The organism is Pseudomonas sp. 5Ae-yellow (assembly GCF_014077575.1).
In the GTDB taxonomy this organism is placed as follows: domain Bacteria; phylum Pseudomonadota; class Gammaproteobacteria; order Pseudomonadales; family Pseudomonadaceae; genus Halopseudomonas; species Halopseudomonas neustonica.
Genome location: NZ_JACGWE010000086.1, coordinates 1 through 3,639 on the forward strand (window position 1 = coordinate 1; position 3,639 = coordinate 3,639).

Here is a 3,639-nt window from a genome sequence, read left to right on the forward strand (position 1 = left end):
TGGAAAGCCGCTATGAACCAGTTTGCGATCCTGTATGAAGATCGTTTCACCAGGCCAACCTGGTAAGTGAAGGCCTACCTGATGGCAGGCCGTTAAGAGCCCGAACACAAAAAACCTGACAGTCCCCCGCTGGCCGAAAATCGACATGTAAGAGCGGAAAAAGAAGCCTGCTACTCTGTCGAAGAAATTTATCAAAAGATCGTTCGTTTCATTGCAGATGTCTACGTGCACGAAGACTGTGAAAAGCTGGGATTTCGGCACGGCTGCCGAATGTCTATCAAAGATGCAATGGACTCCGAACTAAAGCGCTTTATGCCGCCGCCCCCACCCCCGCTGGCTCAGGTACAGCGCCTGGTTTTGCAGAAGAATCGGGTGACCCGCAAGGTTCAACACTATGGAATCGATTTTGAAGGATTCCAATATCACAGTTATGAGTTCGCTTCCTTAGCGCGAGAGCGCTTCCTTAAAGAAGTAGATGTGCTGTTTAACCCATCGCAGTGCGGGTCAGTTTATGTCGTTAATCCCCTAACCCGGGAGCTCATCAAGTTGCACTGCAAGATGCTAGGGGTTCCGGACGTTTCCTTCGAGATTGTCAAAGAAATTCGCAAAAGATATAAGGGGTCGTCAAGCGAGATGACGGGTCACGATTATCAGCGCATTTATGCCTCAATGCTCAACGATTTTCATAAGGATAGTCGTCGACCTAGGAAGGTTAAAGATAATAACCAAGCGGGGCGAAAGCAGTCCAAGCAAGCGTTCGATGCTGAGGTGAAGGCCCAGCTTGAGAAGCTTTCCAGTCCTAGGGTGGAGCCCACTATTAATGTACAGGATATGGACGATGACTTTGTGCCAGCTCCAAGGGCGCGGAAATGACGCGTATTGCTGATGAGCTGGTCTCTCACTCGCGGTTTGCATCAGCTATGGCTGCAATTCTTGCAGTAACGGCGCGGGCCATAAGCGGTGATCCGCAGATATTGCCGCTTATGGGACCGACACGAGTGGGTAAAACGACACTGCTTGCCCAGGCGATCCAAGATACTACCAAGCATAACCCCAATGGTTTGCAGAGCGTAATCAACGTTGTGAGTCCCAAGCACCTTACTGGGAGGGCGCTGCCCGATGCCTGTTTGGCCAGTATCGGTATGAGCGCGGGTATGTTCGTCAATCACGTCGCTGCGACTAACGCTTTTATTAAAGCGGTTAACAAGCGTGGGACTTGTCTGATTATTTTTGACGAAACGCAGCACATGCTCGAAAGGGGCAGTTCAACAACAGTCAGAGCGGCAGCCGATTTTCTTAAAGGTTTGTTCGACCAGACACAAGCAAGCATCGTTTTGGCTGGTCTGCCGACTTTAAGCGGTCTTTTTCACGCTAACGAGCAGCTTGCAGATCGCTCACGTAGACCCTTCGAGTTCTATCCCTACGACTGGCATGGAGACGATTACAGACATTTTCGCGCTGCTTTAGCTGCTGCCTTGGAGTATCTGAAGGATACAGGATGGCGCACTTTTGACGTGAAAGATCCTGAGTTTGCACAGCGTATGTACGTAGCTTCCGCTGGCCGCTTTGGCCTGATCAGCAAGATTTTTATGGAAGTACAAGCGTCAGGCACAGCCGGAGAAGCGCTTTATCCGGCGTTCACGGCAGCCTATGACAATGCAGTGATGGGGCGCTTGATTGGGTTCAACCCGTTTGACACAACCCATGAGATCGAGACTGAGCACATGGCAACGGTCTACGCGAACATCATGCTAGAAGCTGGCGTGAAAATCTGAGGATTCACTATGTTGGCATTCGAATTGACACCTTATTCGGACGAAAGCTTGAATGGGTACCTTCTTCGGCTCGCAGAGGAAAACTTTCTCGACTCTGCGTCTAGCTTGCTGCGTCCTTCTAAGGTGCGATTCAAGGCCAGTTATTCGGTTTCAGAGCTGAGCGAAATCGCTGATACGTTTGAGCTCTGCGGTTCAGTCATTACCAACCTCGCGGCATATGAGCAGGTGAATGGATCGCTGTCTGAAAACCAATTTTTGCGTACCTCCTTCGTCCCCGTTTGCACACAGTGCCTTGACCAGGCTGCCTATATTCGCCAGCCATGGCACCACCAGCTGTTAACGGCATGCCCTGAGCACAAAGTCATGTTGCTTGCGGTTTGTCCTGAGTGTAACGAGCACATCAATTTAAAACGTTCATCGGTGACCCATTGTCGCTGCGGATTCAATCTCGTTAACGCGCCAACGACAGCAGCGCCCGCCTCAGATCTTTTAGTTTCTCGTTTGCTAGTGCGCGGCAATAGCGAAACGTGTCAGGGCTTGAGGTTTCAGCCCAAGAATATCGATGCGTTCGTACTGTTCTTAGCGAACCTGACTCTACCCGTTGCGCAAAGAAAAAACGCGCCTATTACCTGGAGCAGAGCTCTAGAAATCAACATGTCGAGTTATGAGTTTGCTGTCGATTTACTACCTCGTTTTGCCGCCTGGGTTAAGGATCGCGTATTGGACGCCAACCGACAAGCTGATGGACGCTTTATGGCCCACCTGGGAGCGTGGTACAGGGAGCTCAACACCGATTTTTCGAGCGAAGCCTATGGCTTTCTCCGAGAGGAAACATATCGAACGATCCTTGAGCACGCTGTCGCTCCCATCAACCGGAAGATGAAGCAGATCGGAGCCGAGCTGTTAGGTCTTAAGTCCTCTCTGACCGCCGCAGAGGCTGCTAGGACGCTGAGAAGCTCGCCAGACAGGATCACAGCGTTAGTGAAGTCAGGACAGCTGCCTGGAGTGATTTTAAACGGGGCTGTCAATGAGTTCTGTCTCGTTAAACGGGCGGATGTCGAAGCGCATAAGCAGGCAGCAGCAGATTTTGTTCATGGCAAAGATCTACTGAAAATTCTGGGTGTCACTCGCCGTGTTCGAGATCGCCTCATTGAAGCCGGTGTTCTACACGCAGTCGCTGAGGGGCAGCGTCCTCTTTTTGCTCGAGGCGATTATAGAAAAAGTGAGGCCATTGCATTGCTGGCCATGCTGGGTGATGGCTGTCCAGTAACGGACCAGAGTCAAGGCATGGCCCTGGAAGACATCAGCGCAAAGCGCTTTTCCCATGGGCAAGCCAATCATCTTTGGTCCCGAATTTTCGCTAGAGAGATTGAGCCTCTATGCCGAGTCAAAGGGTTGCCGGGACTGTCAGCATTTCGCTTCGATGAATCAGTTGTCATCGGAGCAAGCAGAGAGAGCCCACGTTTAATTGAACTGACAATTACAGAGCTGACCAAAGTTACAGGCTGGAAGCACGAAACGATTAAAGGTTGGATTGAAGCCGGTTATTTACGTGCACGACTCGAACCCGGCAAAAAACCTCAGTTGCTTATCCCGTTAGTGGATTTGATCTTATTTTTATCGACGCATGTCGTGGCAGCCGACGTGGCGGAACGGCTGGGTAGTAAGTCAGTCTGGCTGATGAAGCCTTTGATGACGGCAGGCGTACTCGCTGAAGGCGCTCACCAAACGAGTGCGTGAATAGCCCCTAGTTTCGTAGACACCTCCAGGCCTTATAATCAAGGCACCCAGGAGGTCCAATGAGCAACTCACGCTACACCGAAGAATTCAAAATTGAAGCCGTCAAACAGGTGGCTGGCCGAGG

General features: G+C 51.1%; 4 protein-coding genes. 3 read left to right on the top strand and 1 reads right to left on the bottom strand.

Annotated features, from left to right (window positions below):
- The coding region (locus H4J77_RS19820; RefSeq protein WP_220469442.1) for a hypothetical protein at positions 1–261 on the bottom strand (261 nt) is incomplete at its 3' end.
- A gap of 9 nt (positions 262–270) precedes the next feature.
- Here H4J77_RS19820 and H4J77_RS19170 point away from each other — a divergent pair.
- Genes H4J77_RS19170 through H4J77_RS19180 form a run of 3 tightly spaced genes read left to right on the top strand, consistent with a single transcriptional unit; the run spans position 271 to position 3,515 of the window.
- On the top strand, positions 271–873 hold the full coding sequence (locus tag H4J77_RS19170; protein ID WP_182250030.1) for a Mu transposase C-terminal domain-containing protein: 603 nt from the start codon (positions 271–273) through the stop codon (positions 871–873).
- Complete coding sequence (locus H4J77_RS19175; protein WP_182250032.1) at positions 870–1,775, top strand: TniB family NTP-binding protein; 906 nt, start codon at positions 870–872, stop codon at positions 1,773–1,775. Before H4J77_RS19170 ends, H4J77_RS19175 begins: the two co-directional genes overlap by 4 nt.
- Positions 1,776–1,784: 9 nt before the next feature.
- On the top strand, positions 1,785–3,515 hold the full coding sequence (locus tag H4J77_RS19180; RefSeq protein WP_182250034.1) for a TniQ family protein: 1,731 nt from the start codon (positions 1,785–1,787) through the stop codon (positions 3,513–3,515).
- The last annotated feature ends 124 nt before the right edge of the window (positions 3,516–3,639 follow it).